Origin of the sequence: Dyadobacter sp., assembly GCF_039919315.1 — a bacterium.
Taxonomy (GTDB): domain Bacteria; phylum Bacteroidota; class Bacteroidia; order Cytophagales; family Spirosomataceae; genus Dyadobacter.
This window is the reverse complement of record NZ_JBDSFX010000002.1, coordinates 66803-82493: the sequence shown is the minus strand read 5'-3', so window position 1 is coordinate 82493 and position 15691 is coordinate 66803. Positions and strand designations below refer to the sequence as shown.

General features: G+C 45.4%; 16 protein-coding genes, 1 tRNA gene and 1 pseudogene. 10 read left to right on the top strand and 8 right to left on the bottom strand.

The window, feature by feature from the left end; all coding sequences use genetic code 11:
• Nucleotides 1-24: 24 nt before the first annotated feature.
• Genes ABIO93_RS01695 through ABIO93_RS01675 form a run of 5 tightly spaced genes read right to left on the bottom strand, consistent with a single transcriptional unit; the run spans nucleotide 25 to nucleotide 2507 of the window.
• Nucleotides 25-333 (bottom strand): hypothetical protein, encoded by a 309-nt coding sequence (locus ABIO93_RS01695; protein WP_348063745.1) that lies wholly within the window; start codon nucleotides 331-333, stop codon nucleotides 25-27.
• Nucleotides 315-818: a GNAT family N-acetyltransferase gene (locus tag ABIO93_RS01690; RefSeq protein ID WP_348063743.1), complete on the bottom strand. Its 504-nt coding sequence runs from the start codon at nucleotides 816-818 to the stop codon at nucleotides 315-317. The genes ABIO93_RS01695 and ABIO93_RS01690 overlap by 19 nt, the downstream gene beginning before the upstream one ends.
• A 49-nt stretch (nucleotides 819-867) precedes the next feature.
• Nucleotides 868-1383, bottom strand: a complete 516-nt coding sequence (locus ABIO93_RS01685) for a tail fiber protein (RefSeq protein WP_348063741.1) — start codon at nucleotides 1381-1383, stop codon at nucleotides 868-870.
• 50 nt (nucleotides 1384-1433) lie between these two features.
• Nucleotides 1434-1937: a tail fiber protein gene (locus tag ABIO93_RS01680; protein WP_348063739.1), complete on the bottom strand. Its 504-nt coding sequence runs from the start codon at nucleotides 1935-1937 to the stop codon at nucleotides 1434-1436.
• 54 nt (nucleotides 1938-1991) lie between these two features.
• Nucleotides 1992-2507 carry a tail fiber protein gene (locus ABIO93_RS01675; RefSeq protein ID WP_348063737.1) on the bottom strand — a complete coding sequence of 172 codons (516 nt, stop codon included), beginning with the start codon at nucleotides 2505-2507 and terminating at the stop codon, nucleotides 1992-1994.
• Between the two features lie 651 nt (nucleotides 2508-3158).
• Between ABIO93_RS01675 and ABIO93_RS01670 the strand changes: the two genes are divergently transcribed.
• The 4 genes and pseudogenes from ABIO93_RS01670 to ABIO93_RS01655 all read left to right on the top strand — a co-directional run bounded on the left by ABIO93_RS01670 (nucleotide 3159) and on the right by ABIO93_RS01655 (nucleotide 4898).
• A tRNA-Lys gene (locus ABIO93_RS01670) sits at nucleotides 3159-3231 on the top strand.
• Between the two features lie 227 nt (nucleotides 3232-3458).
• The gene (locus ABIO93_RS01665; RefSeq protein WP_348063735.1) at nucleotides 3459-3803 is read left to right on the top strand and encodes a transposase; all 345 of its coding nucleotides are present in this window, start codon (nucleotides 3459-3461) and stop codon (nucleotides 3801-3803) included.
• A pseudogene (locus ABIO93_RS01660) lies at nucleotides 3752-4281 on the top strand (transposase); the annotation flags it as partial. The gene ABIO93_RS01665 and the pseudogene ABIO93_RS01660, both read left to right, overlap by 52 nt.
• Nucleotides 4282-4292: 11 nt before the next feature.
• Complete coding sequence (locus tag ABIO93_RS01655) at nucleotides 4293-4898, top strand: site-specific integrase (protein ID WP_348063733.1); 606 nt, start codon at nucleotides 4293-4295, stop codon at nucleotides 4896-4898.
• Nucleotides 4899-5212: 314 nt separating this feature from the next.
• On the opposite strand, the gene ABIO93_RS01650 is transcribed toward ABIO93_RS01655, so the two are convergent.
• The 3 genes from ABIO93_RS01650 to ABIO93_RS01640 all read right to left on the bottom strand — a co-directional run bounded on the left by ABIO93_RS01650 (nucleotide 5213) and on the right by ABIO93_RS01640 (nucleotide 8519).
• Nucleotides 5213-7273, bottom strand: a complete 2061-nt coding sequence (locus ABIO93_RS01650; protein WP_348063731.1) for a PAS domain-containing protein — start codon at nucleotides 7271-7273, stop codon at nucleotides 5213-5215.
• An 816-nt stretch (nucleotides 7274-8089) separates the two neighbouring features.
• On the bottom strand, nucleotides 8090-8350 hold the full coding sequence (locus ABIO93_RS01645) for a transposase (RefSeq protein ID WP_348063729.1): 261 nt from the start codon (nucleotides 8348-8350) through the stop codon (nucleotides 8090-8092).
• A 4-nt stretch (nucleotides 8351-8354) separates the two neighbouring features.
• A complete protein-coding gene (locus ABIO93_RS01640; protein WP_348063727.1) occupies nucleotides 8355-8519 on the bottom strand; it encodes a hypothetical protein in 165 nt (54 codons plus the stop codon).
• A gap of 441 nt (nucleotides 8520-8960) precedes the next feature.
• Here ABIO93_RS01640 and ABIO93_RS01635 point away from each other — a divergent pair, with 441 nt between their 5' ends.
• The 6 genes from ABIO93_RS01635 (at nucleotide 8961) to ABIO93_RS01610 (ending at nucleotide 15218) form a co-directional block, all read left to right on the top strand.
• Nucleotides 8961-9698 carry a LytTR family transcriptional regulator DNA-binding domain-containing protein gene (locus ABIO93_RS01635; RefSeq protein ID WP_348063725.1) on the top strand — a complete coding sequence of 246 codons (738 nt, stop codon included), beginning with the start codon at nucleotides 8961-8963 and terminating at the stop codon, nucleotides 9696-9698.
• Between the two features lie 170 nt (nucleotides 9699-9868).
• Nucleotides 9869-10621 carry a tetratricopeptide repeat protein gene (locus tag ABIO93_RS01630; protein ID WP_348063723.1) on the top strand — a complete coding sequence of 251 codons (753 nt, stop codon included), beginning with the start codon at nucleotides 9869-9871 and terminating at the stop codon, nucleotides 10619-10621.
• 165 nt (nucleotides 10622-10786) lie between these two features.
• Nucleotides 10787-10921 (top strand): hypothetical protein, encoded by a 135-nt coding sequence (locus ABIO93_RS01625; protein WP_348063721.1) that lies wholly within the window; start codon nucleotides 10787-10789, stop codon nucleotides 10919-10921.
• An 82-nt stretch (nucleotides 10922-11003) separates the two neighbouring features.
• The gene (locus tag ABIO93_RS01620; RefSeq protein ID WP_348063719.1) at nucleotides 11004-11507 is read left to right on the top strand and encodes a nuclear transport factor 2 family protein; all 504 of its coding nucleotides are present in this window, start codon (nucleotides 11004-11006) and stop codon (nucleotides 11505-11507) included.
• Nucleotides 11504-11986 carry a nuclear transport factor 2 family protein gene (locus ABIO93_RS01615; protein ID WP_348063717.1) on the top strand — a complete coding sequence of 161 codons (483 nt, stop codon included), beginning with the start codon at nucleotides 11504-11506 and terminating at the stop codon, nucleotides 11984-11986. Before ABIO93_RS01620 ends, ABIO93_RS01615 begins: the two co-directional genes overlap by 4 nt.
• 49 nt (nucleotides 11987-12035) lie before the next feature.
• Entirely contained in the window at nucleotides 12036-15218 is a 3183-nt protein-coding gene (locus ABIO93_RS01610) for a histidine kinase dimerization/phosphoacceptor domain -containing protein (RefSeq protein ID WP_348063715.1), read from the top strand.
• Nucleotides 15219-15691 lie beyond the last annotated feature (473 nt).

Genomic DNA, 15691 nt, shown 5'->3' with positions numbered 1-15691 from the left:
TGAGTTAGTAACATTGTTGTTATTTCAGGAAAAAACGGCTTCGTATTTCATTCCCTTATTGTCTATTCCGATCGGTACTAAAAAGACATCCAATTCCTTTTTGACAGGATGATTGATCCTGTAAATGCCTTGGGGACGCATTGTCATATCTCCCGTTGTTTGCAATTCAATCGAGAATGCGGAGCGTTCCAGCGGTGAATAGCTATTCAAATCTGTGATCCTCGTGAGGACAGACGATACCGCGATCGACTCGGAAAAATTAATGTCGAGTGGCTGGTTCAGGTAGGTCTTAAAATCGTCTGATTTAATTAAGCTTAAATTGTATGTTTCCATTCCATTAAATGATAGACTCCGTTTGTTTCACTTATTTTTTCAAATCCCAGGCGGGTATACAGATTTTTGGCAGGATTAAAAGACTCGACATGAATACTCAGCGGACGGCCAAGTCCTGCGGATTTATGCATTAAATCTTCTAAAATACTCTTGCCGATGCCCTTGTTACGGTAATCAGGCCGAATGGTAATGTCAATGATCCGTATACCCCGCTCCTGGAAGTTTTCGTGGAGATACAGTCTCCCGATGTTCTTTTTCTTTGATTCGATCACCCAAAAATTCCCACCAACATAGTTTTGTTGGTAGTACTTATGCTGTGCATAGAATTGACTTTTCACAAACTCATGCTTCATATTTTCAGTCCAGCCGGGAACCTTTTCCAGTTCCTCCTGCCGCGTACTTGCATAAATCTCCAAAAGAGAGGTCATATCATTTTGATTGATGGCCCTCAACTGAATCGAAGGGTTTGTCAAAGTCAATTCCATTCAACAATACTTTTTTGGTCAGACAGTTTAAATAAAGAACTTTTTTGCGCTATGTTCTCGCAGGAAATACGCCCTGCATTGCAATACAGAAGTAAGTCGTCAGATACGGCTGCAGGTTATTGTGGGGATTATTATCGCCTACCGGTGGTAGTACCTTGCTCGACATCAGCTTGTTGGCTGTCCCGCCTACATATACGTTGCCTTCCTGTGAGACGCTGATCGTATTGCCCGCAGGTGACGTTGCTTCACCAGGCTCAGGCGCATCGGCGACCATGTGGTTGTGCTGAGGCATCTCAGTTTGCAGCAAAGTAACGGTTTCTACTCCGCTGGCTTCACCCAGATCACGGAGAGATAGGCCTGGTCCCTGGCCAGGGTGCATAGGCACTCTGCCCTGAAGATCGGGTAATGCAAAAGTACTTCTACCGTCACCACCATATGTGGTGCCGAGCAGAGAAAACAGTGCAGTATTTTGCGATAAAGGCAGGAGTTGGCCGTTGCACCAGGCCCAGCCCCTGGGGGAAAAATTGAATGGGAATATCCGTATTTCAGCTACAAAAGGATCCATAACAAATGATTAAGATTAGATTGTTCAGGTATGACAGGTATTCGCCCTTGTTAGGTCGGTGATGGGAAAATCCCGAAGAGGGAAATAATAAAATTCACGCACAGGTAAGGCTGCATATTTTCGTGCGGTTGGCTCCCTCCTGCCGATGTGATGCTGTTTGGGCTCATAAAGGCTGAAGGCGGATCATTAAAAAAGATAGTAGCTTTTGAGGAAACAGCTAAAATAGCATTTTCTGGGCTGGGGACATTGGCAATGTCGCTACTCGCCAGCATGGGGTGGCTATGCCTGGGTATTTGCGCGATTGCAAGCGTGACTGATTCCGAGCCACCTGATTCAGCAAGAACGGTGCCATTTCCCTGGTGTACAGGAATTCGTCCTCTGAGATCAGGCAATGAAAACGTCTCTTGACCATCACCACCATACGTAGTGCCGATCAGTTGAAAAAGAGTTTCATTTTCGGATATTGGTAATAATTGACCATCACAGAACGCCCAACCGGCAGGTTGAAAATTCCCTGCAAAAATCCGGATTTCTCCTACATAAGGTTGTGCCATTTATTTCTAAATTAATAATGAACGATAGGAAAGGAAAATAACTCTAATCAGCTCTTAATTAGGGCTGGGGAAAATGCCCTGGAGTGCAATACAGAAACTGATGGTCAGGAAAGGTTGCATGTTCTGATGCGCCTGCCCTCCTCCAACGTATGTTATCGTACCATCTTTTGGAGTAACAATCGCATTAGGGGCGTTCTGGTAGAGGTTAGTGGGCTGCGAGTTTGAAAAGAAGTTGCCGGTGGGATTGTTCACATTGTTAGTGGCGGTACCGGTGTCGATCGCCTGCATAAAGTGCGAGTGGTTCGGGAGCTCACTGATGGACAGGGTGTGCCCGGCCTCCCCTCCTCTCTCGCCCAAATTATGTCCATTGCCGACATGCATAGGTGTTCGTGACCTGTAATCAGGCAATGCAAAATTCACGCGGCCGTCTCCGCCATAGGTCGTGCCTAAAAGTGAGAACAGGGCCTGATTTTGATTAATGGGTAACAGCTGTCCGTTTGAGAGTGCCCAGCCTTTCGGTGGAAATCCAAAACTGACCATTCTGATCTCTGATAAAAAAGGTTCTGCCATAGAGAAACGAGATTAAATTGATGGAATAGGATAAAAAAGGGTGCAGTGTATGCCACTCCCGAAGGTCTGGCTTAGTCAACATGCGAAGACTTAAATATATAAATATATAGTTAGAATATATAAAAATACTTACTTAACGGTAAAACGCATTCAACAAAAAGGTAATGCAACATTCATGGGCTCGGTTGGCACTGTTCCGATCCGTTCAGAAAGCTTTATATGTCGAGCAGCATTGAGGATGATATGAAATCTGTTAAGTTTATGCAACCCGCGTCACATGCATTCGGGATTGTGTAAGTATCATTCTTAATTTTCTCGTTTTCTTATTTATGTTTTTGAAGCCAAGAGCTGTTACAGATGGCAGCAGGTGGAATGCCGGGAGAGCTGATTTTTGATTTAACAAGAATTAGTAGCAAAAAAATAAAGGGAATTTATTATCCAGTTAACATTATCTTCTATACTCAGCTGCGAGGCTACGGTCAAAAATAAAAAATTTGTTCTCCTAGCGCTCTCAAAACGAGCATATTGGACTAAATCGAGAATATTTCCCTCTAAAAACATGCAACACAAATTTGCATTGGATTATTAAAATACTACTTTTGCACCACGATACAATGTGACGAAAGGAAAAAAATCCCAAGTCAAATGTAGGATTCCGTAGCTCAGCTGGTAGAGCAATACACTTTTAATGTATGGGTCCTGGGTTCGAATCCCAGCGGGATCACTTGAAGAAATAACAAAAAGCATCAAAAGCCTGCAAATCAACAGATTAGCAGGCTTTTTTTCTTTTCCGGTTGTGCCAAAATATTCAATTTTAATCAAATTTTGGGGGTCAGGTCAAAAACTTGTGGAGTGCATAGGATTTATCTAGGTTTGTGTTTTTAATCAACCTAGTCTGTTTTGGAGAGTTTCTTGCCGCTTATCGAGTTAATCTTACCTGATTTTATAATTGTGAATTACTTGGTTACGCATGTAGAGAAGTCCGAAGAGCGTTACCATGTGCATTTGGAGGAGAAGAATTACGCAGAAGATGATCCAAGAAAAAACTATTTACTTTCCAAAGGCTATTTCCCGATAATTACCCTGCAAGACTTTCCGATACGAGGACATAAAGTGTTTCTTCACATCAAACGCCGCAGGTGGCTTAATACCATTACAGGCAAAATTGTTTTCAGAGATTGGAATGAGGTAGCTCGGGGAACGCGGATGACGATTGAGTTTTCCGCTTTTTTTAAAAGAAATTGGTGGATACGAGGGCTAATGATGTTTGGAGCATCGGTCGTTTTTATGGAGTAAATGGCCGAGATCTCTTGCGTCAATACCGTGATTTTCAGAGTGGGTTCAAAGATTGGAATCAAAGAGGCCATGCTAAAAAATGGCTTTTGTACCCTGAAAATTGGGGGCCACAGCTATCGATAGATGAAACCAGCCTATCCCGTGGTGAGCTCTATACTATTCTTACAAATAAAGCGGCCAAAGGCGGTAAGGTCGGACCGCCGAAGCGGCATTATAGTCGCTATTGTGGCTGGCACTAAGGCTGAAACGGTTATTGAGGTTCTCCGCAAAATTCCCGATTGGCTACGCAAAAGAGTAACTGATCGGACCGCCGACGCGGATAACCCTTGATATGGCCAGCAGCATGTCAATGATCGCCAAGCGATGTTTTCCGCAGGCAGTATGCGTAACTGACCGTTTTCACGTGCAAAGATTGGCTATCGAAGCCTTGCAAGAAATCCGCATCAAACATCGTTGGGAAGCAACAGATCCGGAAAATGACGCTATTGAGTGAACTTCAAAGGCAAGTACAAAAAAGTCGACAAGGCAATCCTGACCAGAACTGAATTAGAATTGATGGCCGACAAAGAATTTGCCAGCGATCGGCTCGCCCAGGTTCGCGACACCTTTCTTTTTTGTTGTTTCACCGGCCTGGCTTACTCCGACATCCAGAAGCTCCAAAGAAGCCAGATAACACGTGGAATCGATGGCGAACAGTGGATATTCAGCCAGCGGACTAAAACCAATGTCAAATCGCATATTCCGCTGCTGCAAGAAGCACTTGAAATTATTGACAGATATAAAGACCATCCGCTTTGCGAATCGCGTGGGCTGGTCTTGCCTGTGCCAAGTAATCAAAAGATGAATGATTACTTGAAAGAAATCGCCATAATCTGCGGGATTAACAAAGTTCTCACCTCACACGTAGCCAGGCATAAGTTCGCGACTACTGTTACGCTGCAGAATGGTGTCCCGATTGAAAGTATTTCCAAGATGCTCGGACATACCAACATTCGTACAACGCAGATTTATGCGAAGATCCTGAATACGAAGGTCAGCGAAGATATGCAGGCTTTGAAAGGGCGGCTTTCCAAGAGGTCAGGCACGGAAAGCTAGCGCTGTATAAATACCCTTTCTAGGATTGCAAAGGCTTGCATATGTGCAGTTTATTTTGCCTTCATGTAAATGCGGTAAGGAACAAATTAATCCAACGCCTATTCAGTTGTAACAAGAAAGAGATGCCCTATATTACAAAAGGCGAAAGGCATATGTTTCCTATGGGCATTAAAGAGCCATACCAGTAAATAATTTGATGTAAATATTAAAATGCAAAAATTTATTTCTTTTTATTTGAGCGAATCATATAAATCTTTCTAAAGATTGTAAATTCTGCATTCGCTGATTCACATCGTAGTTGGACGGTCAACACACTAGTGTGCCTGCGTAAATAATGAATTACGCTTATCTACCAGCGAAGAAAAGTCAATATTGAGCGAATTAATTTGTCGTTTCTGTTCATATACCCGGTTCAATTCGATCATAAACTTATCCAGTTCTTTAGCAACTGGATGCAAATGAAGGGCGAAATTCATCAATTCCTCATGATCAAGATCGCCTTCGTTGATGATTGAGGTAATGCCCAACATGGAGGAAATCGGTCTTCGCAAAACATGTGAGATATCGAACAGGATCTGTTCTGACGAAGCGATGTAATCCACCAGGGTTGTAATGTCCCGGGTTGCGCCGTACCAAATTACCTTGTCATGCTCGTTTCTCTCGGGAACAGCCTGCAGCCAGCGCCACCGGATTGTGTCATTGACCACAATCCGGTATTGAAAGCTTATTGGGGCCTCTGACTGGTAGGCCTCTTTCATCTTTTCATGAAGAAGTGCGCGGTCGCTTTCATGCCAAACCTCCAGTACCTTGTTGCCGTCCTGCGAAATATCCACCAGACTAGTGGTAAAATTGAAATCTTCATTACCGCGGTTAACGAAAAGGATGTTCGGTTTGCCGCTTTCTTCTATTTCAAACATATACGTATTCCCCGGGACCTGGCTGGTGATTTTTTTGATCAGGCGTTCACTTTCCCTAATCTTTTCCTCTGCGTTTACGCGTTCTGAGATATCGGTGTGGGTACCCAGTGTGATGTTGGTAATATTACCATGGCGGTCATGAAGTCTTCTGGCGCGCGACCAAATCCACACCCAATTTCCGTTCTCATGGCGCATCCTAAAAAAACTTTCATATAAGTCCAAGGAGCCGCTCTTTAAAAAGTCATCAAATTTCTTTATTGAACGTTCCCGGTCTTCCGGATGGAGCCTGTCCATCCAGGTCGTGGCCATAGTCTCATCCCAAAAACCATCTGGCCTATCCATGCCAAGCATAGCAAAATATTGAGCGCTGTACCATACCCGATCAGTATCAAGTTCGTATTCCCAAGCGCCTGTATTTGAAACGGTAATGATAGACTTATAGCGTTCCTCGCTGACCCGTAGTTGTTCCAATGCTTCCTTCTTTCGTGTAATATCACGGTTGATGGACATATACTGATAGACCTTTCCTTCCTCATTCAAAAACGGAACGATGTTGGTATCCACCCAATAGACGGAGCCATCTTTGGCCTTATTGCAAAATTCTGCTCTATAAAACTTTCCTTCTTGCATAGCTGATACCAGCCCGGCGAAATACTCAGGGGGATGCTCGCCCGACCACAGGATGCTATGCGACTGGCCCAATAATTCCTCGACACTGTATTTACTGATCTTACAGAAATTCTCATTTACGAACGTGAAGTGGCCATCTACGTCTGTAACACTTACAATAGAAGAAATTTCTAACGCGTATTTGTAATCTCTCAATTCCTTTTCCCGCTCCCTAAGGTCAAGAACGGTCTTGTCTTTAATGACTTCCGCATCTTTACGCCCAATGATTTCCCTTTGTAAGCTTACTAAACTGGTGCGCAGGTGATTGATCGCATAATATTGCAACACCAGGATGGTACCAAAAGGGATAATAGCGCTAAGCCAGCGTCCGATAGGATCATGTGCGACTGCAGCAATGGGCAAAAGACCGTTTATTTCCAGGTAAGCCAGACCGAAGTCCGCAACGATGGTCAATAAACCGATGGCCAAGCCACCTCTGCGACCCAGTAAAAACCCGGCGGTAAGTATAACACTCGTCTGCGACAGGATACCGGGTGCAAAAATCCCACCTGTCGAGTAACAGTGAATGGTAATGTACAGCCACAACATTATTGTAAATGACCAGCTGGCCTCCCGGCTGCGCCGGAAATAGTTCAGACTAAGATTAAAAGCGGCAATAAAAAACATAACCCCTAACAACAGTAGCCAACGGTACCACAGGTGTGGAAAATAAAATAGCTCTATCACAATGACTATTGCCGTTGTCAAAAACCAGACGAATATCAAAGCATAAACCATATAACTTTGATATTCGGTCTCTTTGTTAGGCGCACGAAAGATGTTGCTCATAAAAAAGGCATAAGATGAAAACAGGCGGTTGAGGAAAGGAAATTATCTTGCGTTTCTCTAATCTTAGATAAATATATAGAAGTCTGTAAATAATTGCGTAGAATTATTTATGGTGGTCGTTCGTACATGTCAGACCAAATTTGAGAGATCGAATGTTATTTAATCTTTTCACCTTCTCTCTCACGCCCCCTCCTGTTGTGAGAGGGGATCGCGAGAGAGAAGGTGAAAACAGGGAAAGAAAATTATGGAAAAAACTATCTAATCAACTTCCAACGTTTAAACATTTTTTCAGCTATTAGACGTCTTTTCAAATGGCGTCTCATGTTTACCAGATTTGATCAAAGAAACTATGTTGCTTGTCGTCTGGTGAAATTGAACAAGCCAGTTATACTTTTTATCTCCAATAAAGAAATTACCGGTGCCTATTTCAATCAAAGCTCTTATCACGATTGGCTTGCAATCGTACACAACCTGTTTCGCTGAGGGATAATCGCCAAGCACAAGAACCACCCAGTAGTTGCAATTGCTATCCAGTCTATCAATTTCGTCACTAATGTCTTTCGTACTAATAGCCCGAATTATAGTTGGAGACTTGAACTGTTCTGACCAATTGGAGAAACGAGAGTTCAAATCGCGCTTAATTATGAAACGACTCTCCAAGGTTTTCAGAATCTCGGGCCAATCTGTGAAATGCATATTGAAATCCGCCAGAGCAAACCGAATCAGCTGGATCACTAAAAGCGCCTCAAAGGGCGCTTTTAGTGATTAATATAGCCTGAAAATCATCTTGTTTGAGGATTTATGAATCGTTCCTGATCAAAGTAAACCAGGTGCCAAGTCCATGGCCTGGGTATGGCCTCTAACCATGCCCTTATCAACAAATAAAGCAAACGTCTTATTGAATATAGATTCAAAAACGGTAGCTGGGTGTAATTGTCTTGTCCGGCTAATGGTCGAATGCAAAGGTAGCTGCTCATCAATATCATAACCCAAAAAGTAAAGAATGTCCATGCACATCGCGCAGTGATATACCCGTTTACGGTCAGAGGTTATCTTTTCCCGGTAACCCGTAAGCATAAGCTTAAACCGGGTTGTCGGTGCGACCATACAGGTCTCGGGTATTGCTGTAAATGGATTGTAAATCCAGAATCTCTCTGAGCCTCCCGTAAAAATTATCCTTCGGGATCCGCTCGGATAACTGGAAACTCATGAAAAGCTTTTCAGAGTAATTTTTTCTTCCTTGCATTCCTGAAGTTATAAAAATCCAGGCAGTTATGAAAGAGCCTTAGGCTGTTTTTTACCGAGTTGTGCAACAGCCAGTTTGCAGTTGACTAAAAATCCTGGACGCCAGTATTTTGGGATATGAACGGGTTGATTGAAAATTAAGATAACTAATGGCCGAAATAAATCGAATGCGGTCACCGTGTTTCCATTCGGGGAAGTCGTGCCTCGGCGCACTTGACAGTAGTATAACAAACTCTGACAATCTCCGTAAATCAATCAGGCAATTGGTTCGACATTTATTCAGTTGCTGGTACTAAGTCCCCTATACACATCCTGAGGAATTTTTTTATTTTTTCAGGCAAATAAAAACCTCTTTGCCGCTGTTTTTGTGCACATTAGCGGTTCGACTTCTGTTTCAGTGAAAAACGAAACTGTGAACGTACAATAATAGCAATCAAACAACATGAATATTGCCATAAAGCTGCTCATTGTGGAGGATGACATGATTATTGCTGCCGACATCGCCCTGCAGCTCAGCAAGCTCGGCTATGAGGTGAGCGGGATTGTCCCACGGGGTGAAGAAGCCATCCGGCACGCCGAAACCGACCGGCCTGACCTTATTTTACTCGATATCAGCCTCAAAGGTCCGCTCGACGGTATCGAAACGGCCCATGCAATCCTGCAACGATGGAACATTCCGATCATTTACGTCACGGCCAATACCGACGAAGCCACCTTTGCCCGGGCTAAAAAAACCCGCCCCTATGCCTACATCTCCAAGCCGATCCGATCGATTGAGTTGCAACGCGCCATCGAACTGGCCATCAGCCGCCTGGTCGATGAACATCATCCCGCTTCCAATGATGCCGCCCCTGCGCAATTTGTGCTTAGTGACCGGATTTTTGTGCGGCACCGTGAAAAGATCGTCAAGATCTTCATTGCTGATATTCTCTATGTCGAAGCCGACCGCAACTACTCCCACCTCTTTACGGCGAACAAAGAATATCTGATGACAACGACCCTGAAGGTGATGGAAGACAAACTCCCGTCCAACTATTTTGTGAGGGTGCACCGATCCTATCTGGTAAACCTGACGCAGGTGGATGAGGTCGGCGAAGGACATATCGGCATCAAGGGCAAAACGATCCCGCTCAGCCACAACTTTCGTGATGCGCTGCTGAAACGAATCCAGACCATTTAAGGCCCCACATTACCCCGTCGCAACCGGCAACCTGCCCTTGAATTTTCCTTCGGTAAGAAATTGCGGATCTCCGGACAGTAAAAGAATGCGTTCGTCCTGGCACACTTGATATCGAAATATATTGGCGTTAGTTTGGATCCAATGTAAACCATCAAACGCCGATCAATCCTATGAAAAAATTATTTGCAGGACTCGCTCTCCTCTGGGGAAGCATTACCATCGCATCAGCTCAGGATTTTTACCTTCCTGTTTCTTCCACCTCCAAAACGGCCATCGCGTCGTTGCATAGGGCATCCGACCTGTATTCGAATATCCATTTTAAAGAAGCCAAGGCGGAAATCGACAAAGCACTGGCCGAAGACCCGAACTTTTTTATGGCATACGTATATGCCGTTCAGTTCGGAACCAGAAAGGAACGACCAGCCCTTCTTGACAAAGCCTTGGCCCTTGATGCGGCTAAACTCAACGAGGCTGAAAAAATAATGCGGCAATATTTCGTCAGCTGGAAGGCAGATACCAGTGCAAAAGCTGCCGAAACCATGACAGCATTGGTAGCTGCATATCCGAAAACACCACAGGCGTTGGAGTGGGCCTCGCTCCATGCAGTTTATACTGATAAGAACGTCGACAGCGCCCTGGATTACGCTGAAAAACTGGCAAAAATGAGCCCGAAATTTGCGCCTGTCCATAATATAATGGGCTATCTGTATATGGAAAAAAAAGAAATGGATAAAGCCAAGACCTCTTTTGAGAAGTACGTTACCCTCGCACCGAAAGAGGCGAATGCCTACGACAGTATGGCAGAATTTTACATGAACAACAAAGAATATGCAAAATCTGCCGAATTCTATGATAAAGCCGTTGCAATGGGACTCCCTGATGCGAAAGAGCGTGCCGATAAAGCGAAATCTATGATCAAATAAACGGAGATGGTCCACCCTCCGCCACCGGGCAATCAGTTACCCGGTGGCTTAATTTTAAAACTTTATGCAAGCGACTGAAAAGGAAATTTCTGCTCTCGTAAAGCCTTCTTTCAGGACCTTGAAAAACTGGATATTGAGAAGTGCTATGGCGATCTCGACAAGGTTATGAAACACTATGGCTACACCCTGGACGATGTGGTAGTCGAGAACATTCTGCCGACCAACATGCAAGAATTTGAGAAACATTCAGCCTACCGTAGCACGATCTACAAGAAGCAGTTCCCGACAGGTTTGGTGTGAAGGAGTTAGCATTGCCCGGCCAACTGATCGAAATTGAATTAGAAGCGTTCAAAGTTCACTGATTAACCAACCATATCCGACTATGAAACCCTCCTCTTTTTTGGGATTATCAAATCAAAAAACGTTGTTGTTCACGCTTTGCAGTTTAGCATTTGCATTTCAAAGCTGTACCGAAAAGCCAAAAGAACAGGCAGTTACGGAATTCAATTTAACAGCTGCCAGAACTGAAATTGAAGAAATCAACAAAAATTTTATGGCTTCTTTTGCCAAAGGTGATTCGGCTGGAGTAGCGGGCCTTTACGCGACAGATGCGAAGTTAATGTTTCCCCAAGCCCCCTCTTTTGTTGGAAGAGCAGCTATTCAGACAGCTGTCTCAGGTATTATAAAGTCAGGAGTAACAAAATTGAATTTCGAAACGAAAGAAGTATTTGGTAATGAGGATTTATTGGCGGAAGAAGGTGAAGTGACTATTTATGTAAAGGATGTGGTAGTTGGAGTTGATAAGTACATCGTTCTTTGGAAAAAAGAGGAAGGAAAATGGAAGATGTTCAGAGATATGTCCAGCCCGAACGCTCCTGCTAAATGAAAACCAAATCGTTTGCCCAGTTACTTGGTGTTTTTGCTGCGTTAACATGTTTTAATACCTCCTGCAACGCGCCGGCGAAGGAAAAGCCCGCCACAGCCGAAGAGCTGTCCCAGGTGAACAGGGATTTTGCAGTTGCGCTTAATACCAAGGATGCGGAAGCTGCTGCGAATTGCTATGCTGAAGACGCCACATTGTATCCGCCTAACGAACCTGCAGTAACCGGTCGGGCAAACATTCTCAAATACTGGCAGGGTGCTATTGAAACAGGGGCTACCAATGTATCCGTCAAAACGATTAGAACCGGAAGCGAGGGTAGCCTGGGGTGGGAAACAGGTCAGTTTCAGATGGATATAAAGACGCCCGATGGGAAAGTTGTTGTCGATAAAGGCCGGTACACCGAATTGCTCAAACGCAACAAAGACGGAAAGTGGGTATCCATCATGGGCATGTGGAATGCCGATGCCCCCCCGGCTCCATAACGCTCTCTTTTTTTGTATCTTGTGAGCTACCGAAACTGCTTGTCCCAACATGGGTAAATACATTTTTCAATGGTGGCTCTTCATCCTGTTGTGCCTGCCCTCACTCACCGGACAGGCACAATCCACGGTACTTTATTTCAATGAGCCGCCCAAAGAAACGCTGGGCCGCAACAGAAATCAATTCGTTATCCACAGTTTTTTTAACGACCGTGACGATTTTCTCTGGTTTATCAGTGACGATGGTCTGAAAAGATATGATGGCCACGAGATCGTAACGGTCCGCTCCAATCCGGTTGACCTGAATTCACTCTCCTCACCGCATGTGGTCGACATGATCCAGGATGAACAAGGTAATTTCTGGATCTCCACCCGTGACGGTGGCCTGAATGCCTATAATCCGCAAACCGGAAAGGTCGCTCATTTTCGTCACGTGCCTACCGACAAAGCCAGCTTGTCGACTGACAAACTCAGGTACCTTCAACGCGATGAATCAGGCCAAATTTGGATCGGAAGCGATTGGGGCATGAATCAGTTTAATCCACGGACGGGTCGTACTGTTCGTTTTCTGCCCAGGCCCGGCGAGGCGGGGCAGCTACAAGGCAATCCGTTGTCACCTATTATTGTGGAAAGGGACCGGGTTTATGTCAGTACCACTGTTGGGTTCGAGTATTACAACCGGGCCAGTAAACAATGGTTTTGCTTTCCGGCTATTGACGGACAAGGCGCGTCAGTACCTAATTTCACAGTTGGCTTGAATGTCCCGAACAGCCTCTGTAAAGATCATCTGGGATTGCTCTGGATGGGCGTTCCCAATCAAACCGGGCTACGGGTGTTCAGTCCAAAGACTGGTCAGATCACCCCATTTGATATCCATACTGCCGACGGTAAGCCCATTCCGTTTCCAAGAGTAATTCTGGAAGACCGTTCGGGACGGCTTTGGCTCTGTTGCGAGAACAATATTTTCAGAATTTCAGCAGACCGGACCCGGGTAGAAGAATGTACCCCGATAGCCGTCGAAAATCAGGAGCGACTAAAGGGATTGGTTACACTTTACGAAGACCCGCAGGGCCTGATTTGGCTCGAACGCCTTGACGACAAGAATCCGCTCTTTTTCGACGACCGCCAGGAACGGTACCCCAATCTGCAGATGCCTATGCTGGGTAACATCAAGCCGAGGGCCGAAGACATACTCCATGATCCGGATAGCCTGATCTGGATCGGGACCGATCTCGGACTAATCCGGCACAATCCCAACCAGAATGATACTAAGTTTGTGCTGAAAAAGCCCTCAATAGTCTCCCTCAGCCTTCTAGCTGATCACTATTTGCTGGTGATCTCCGACACAGAAGGCTTGTTTGTTTTTGACAAAAAAACGGGTCGCAGCACCCCTGTCCGAATAGGTAAGCCAGGAGGCAAATCCATCCAATCCCCCATCTGTTCTGCTCTTGACCAGGATGGCGACCTATGGATATCGACCTGGGGTTATGGGCTTTTCCGTATCCCAAAGGGTAGTTTGTCTGTGAAAACGGGTATGGTGGATCGCTATGAACAGTGGAAAAATGACCCTACTGACCCTAACACCCTGGCATCGAACCTGCTGCAAAAAATTGCCATCGATTCCCAAAATAACGTTTGGGTCTGCGGAGCGGCGAACGGACTTTGCCGGATTGATAAACGCTCCCGGCGCGTGCAGCGGTTTATGCTCCGGCAAGGCGACCGGAATGGGCTGGCCAGCAACTCTACTTTTGCACCTTTGATTGACAAGCAGGGCGATGTCTGGGTGACTAGCGGGTATAGCGCTCCCTTGCAGCGGCTGTCGGTGAAAACGGGGCGATTCAAAAAGTATGGCTTTGCCCATGGGTTTACGGATGATTATTTTGCCCATGCCACGCTTGACGAGGAGGGTAAAATCTGGTTTAACCAGAATCATGTGGTATCCAGTATTGACCCAGTGACGGAGAAGGTAAATACATTCCCGCAGTTTGTAGGCACCTCGGTGTATTCCACACCCATTGCTGCGCGGCTCGGCACAGGCGAGGTGTATTTTAGCTGCCAGAATAATCTGCGACGGTTTACGCCGGCCCTCATTCAAAACGCCCCTCGAGCTCGCTCGCCCCTCCGGCTGGTAGCAGTGTCTTCTTTTGATGTTGATAGAACAAAAAAGATGAGCGCCCTGCCCGAAAATCGCTGGCGTGGCCATGAGCTGGCATTATCGTATCGGGAAAACACCCTTGAAATTAAATTTGCGCTCCTGGATTACCGCAACACCAATAGCCGTGAATATGCTTACGCGCTGACCGCAAAAGATGAGGAGCCGCAATGGGTAAATATTGGCCTGAACCATACCGTCGATTTTGCTCAAATGAATTCAGGCTCTTACATTTTTCATTTAAAATCCCGCAATAGCGATGGAATCTGGACTAAATTGGTGACACCTCTGCGGATCGTTATCAGTCCTCCCTGGTGGCTAAGTCCTGGGGCATACGTAGCTTGCGCGCTGTTGCTGTTAGTTGGTTTTTGGTACCTAATGAAAGCCCGATTGCATGAACAAGCTCGCGAACTAGCCTTGGAGGAAGCCGTAGTAATCAAACAGCAGCGGGACGAAATCGCACAAAAAAACAGCCAGAACGAGCTCCTGTTGAAAGAGGTCCATCACCGGGTCAAGAATAATCTGGGTGTGGTGTCGGGTTTGCTTTCACTGCAATCAGCCAAAATCTCCGACCCCAAAGTACTGGAAGCCATACAAGCCAGTCAGAACCGGGTGCAGAGCATGAGCATTATTCACCAGAAATTGTATCAGGGCGAGCAATTGGGCGCCATAGAAATGCGTGACTATTTTAACAAGCTGGGAGAAAGCATTCTCCATTCCTTCGACATGGCGAATCGTATCCATATTGATTGTCCGATGCCCGAACTAGTATTAGATATCGACACAGCAATTTCCGTGGGGCTGATTGCCAACGAGTTATTCACTAACTCGCTTAAATATGCATTTGTGGGCAGGGACAGGGGCACGATTCGCGTTAGCCTGACGCGCATGGACGAAGAATCGCTTTTGCTGCAAGTGGCCGACAATGGTATTGGCAAGAAGCCCATGGAAACAGCCAAAGAAACAGGCTTTGGTACGCAGCTGGTGGAACTCCTCACTCGTCAGCTCGATGGTATCCTGACCTACGAAAACCAGGACGGGACACTAGTCAAACTCCATTTCAACCGGCCAGCCACTGCCTGATATCTCCTCCCTCATAGCAGATGCAGAGGTTTTCGAACCGCGGACTGGTTAATAATTTATCGGCATTACAAGACAACATGAGCTCGTTTCTCGACATTGAACTCAGCCAAGTTCTTCAAATCAAGCAGCATTAGGTTCTACATTTGTTCGACTCCGGGTGGATTAAATCATCTAGGAGGTTGAACCAATATGTTATACCATAATATTCAATTTCAACAAAATTTCTGGTGCGTAGTTCGGTTAGTTCCGGTTACCGTACAAGCAGTCGCCCGAACGAAATCTCCATGGAGAGAAGGCGCGAAGACATTTAGAAGAACTGGTTGTTGAATGTTACCCGGGTAATGTTAGAAAATTTTCATACGCCGCGAATGCCGCAAACGGCATAGTCATATTTATTTACGATTTCCGTATTACATAGTGGTGGAAATGCCCCTCAAATTCTTACTTTGCGCTATGTTAATAGCGAGCTTTAC

Excerpts from the sequence above, each read along its gene's own strand:
- ABIO93_RS01695 (WP_348063745.1), bottom strand. The coding sequence starts at position 333 with ATGGAAACATACAATTTAAGCTTAATTAAATCAGACGATTTTAAGACC.
- ABIO93_RS01690 (WP_348063743.1), bottom strand. The coding sequence starts at position 818 with ATGGAATTGACTTTGACAAACCCTTCGATTCAGTTGAGGGCCATCAAT.
- ABIO93_RS01685 (WP_348063741.1), bottom strand. The coding sequence starts at position 1,383 with ATGGATCCTTTTGTAGCTGAAATACGGATATTCCCATTCAATTTTTCC.
- ABIO93_RS01680 (WP_348063739.1), bottom strand. The coding sequence starts at position 1,937 with ATGGCACAACCTTATGTAGGAGAAATCCGGATTTTTGCAGGGAATTTT.
- ABIO93_RS01675 (WP_348063737.1), bottom strand. The coding sequence starts at position 2,507 with ATGGCAGAACCTTTTTTATCAGAGATCAGAATGGTCAGTTTTGGATTT.
- ABIO93_RS01650 (WP_348063731.1), bottom strand. The coding sequence starts at position 7,273 with ATGAGCAACATCTTTCGTGCGCCTAACAAAGAGACCGAATATCAAAGT.
- ABIO93_RS01645 (WP_348063729.1), bottom strand. The coding sequence starts at position 8,350 with ATGCTTACGGGTTACCGGGAAAAGATAACCTCTGACCGTAAACGGGTA.
- ABIO93_RS01640 (WP_348063727.1), bottom strand. The coding sequence starts at position 8,519 with ATGCAAGGAAGAAAAAATTACTCTGAAAAGCTTTTCATGAGTTTCCAG.
- ABIO93_RS01635 (WP_348063725.1), top strand. The coding sequence starts at position 8,961 with ATGAATATTGCCATAAAGCTGCTCATTGTGGAGGATGACATGATTATT.
- ABIO93_RS01630 (WP_348063723.1), top strand. The coding sequence starts at position 9,869 with ATGAAAAAATTATTTGCAGGACTCGCTCTCCTCTGGGGAAGCATTACC.
- ABIO93_RS01625 (WP_348063721.1), top strand. The coding sequence starts at position 10,787 with ATGAAACACTATGGCTACACCCTGGACGATGTGGTAGTCGAGAACATT.
- ABIO93_RS01620 (WP_348063719.1), top strand. The coding sequence starts at position 11,004 with ATGAAACCCTCCTCTTTTTTGGGATTATCAAATCAAAAAACGTTGTTG.
- ABIO93_RS01615 (WP_348063717.1), top strand. The coding sequence starts at position 11,504 with ATGAAAACCAAATCGTTTGCCCAGTTACTTGGTGTTTTTGCTGCGTTA.
- ABIO93_RS01610 (WP_348063715.1), top strand. The coding sequence starts at position 12,036 with ATGGGTAAATACATTTTTCAATGGTGGCTCTTCATCCTGTTGTGCCTG.